The organism is Gilliamella sp. Bif1-4 (assembly GCF_001690535.1).
Classification (GTDB): Bacteria; Pseudomonadota; Gammaproteobacteria; order Enterobacterales; family Orbaceae; genus Gilliamella; species Gilliamella bombi.
Genome location: NZ_LZHC01000063.1, coordinates 1 through 839, shown reverse-complemented (window position 1 = coordinate 839; position 839 = coordinate 1). Strand labels below are relative to the sequence as shown.

The following is an 839-nucleotide window of genomic DNA, read 5'->3' as shown; positions in this document are numbered from 1 at the left end:
GTAGAAAAAGAACAAGAAAAAGCCGCAGACAAAGGCATCGTGTTAACCGACAAGCAGCAACAAAAAATCTACGAAGACGCCTACAAAGAATCGATGAACCAAGGCATGTCAGCGATGGGCAGTGACACCCGTCAAGGCATTGACATGGCGGTTAGTATCATCAACGGCTTAATCAGTGGCGACATGACAGGGGCAGCCGCAGGGGCACTCGCGCCAAAAATTGCGACTATTATCAAACAACAGACCGAAGGAAGCACCGTTGCCAACACCGTCAACCATGCGATACTCGGTGCGGTGGTAGCCGAGCTACAAGGCAACTCTGCACTAGTGGGTGGCTTGGGTGCTGCTGCAAGTGAACGCGGTGCTGAAGTGATTGCGGGCATACTTTACCCTGATAAAGACATCAAAGACCTAAGCCAAGAAGAAAGGCAACAAATCAGCGCCCTATCACAACTAGCGACAGGCCTTGCGATAGCCGCTGCCGGTGGTGATATCCAAGATATCAATACAGGGGTTGCTGCGGGGAAAAATGCGGTTGAGAATAATTATTTTGGTCAAGCGATTGTAAATGCTGCTAAATCACAATGTGACGGAAATAAAGATTGTGAAGATAAAATCATCAAGGAAGGAATAGATAGTTATAATGAAACTATAATAGAATATGGTACACCACAGGTTATTGCGATCGGTGCAGTTATTGCTGCACCAATAGTAGAGCCAGCAGTTGTTGCTTGTTCAGCCAATCCAGTATTATGCGCAAACCAAGTTGCGGCATGGTTAATTGAAACTGTTGGATTTGAAGGTAACCCAGCGATGGGATTGGGAATGACAGCAGGTGT

At 46.8% G+C, this 839-nt stretch carries 1 protein-coding gene; it reads left to right on the top strand.

Annotated features, from left to right (window positions below; genetic code table 11):
- The coding region (locus A9G25_RS11005; RefSeq protein WP_176701125.1) for a VENN motif pre-toxin domain-containing protein at positions 1–839 on the top strand (839 nt) is incomplete at both ends.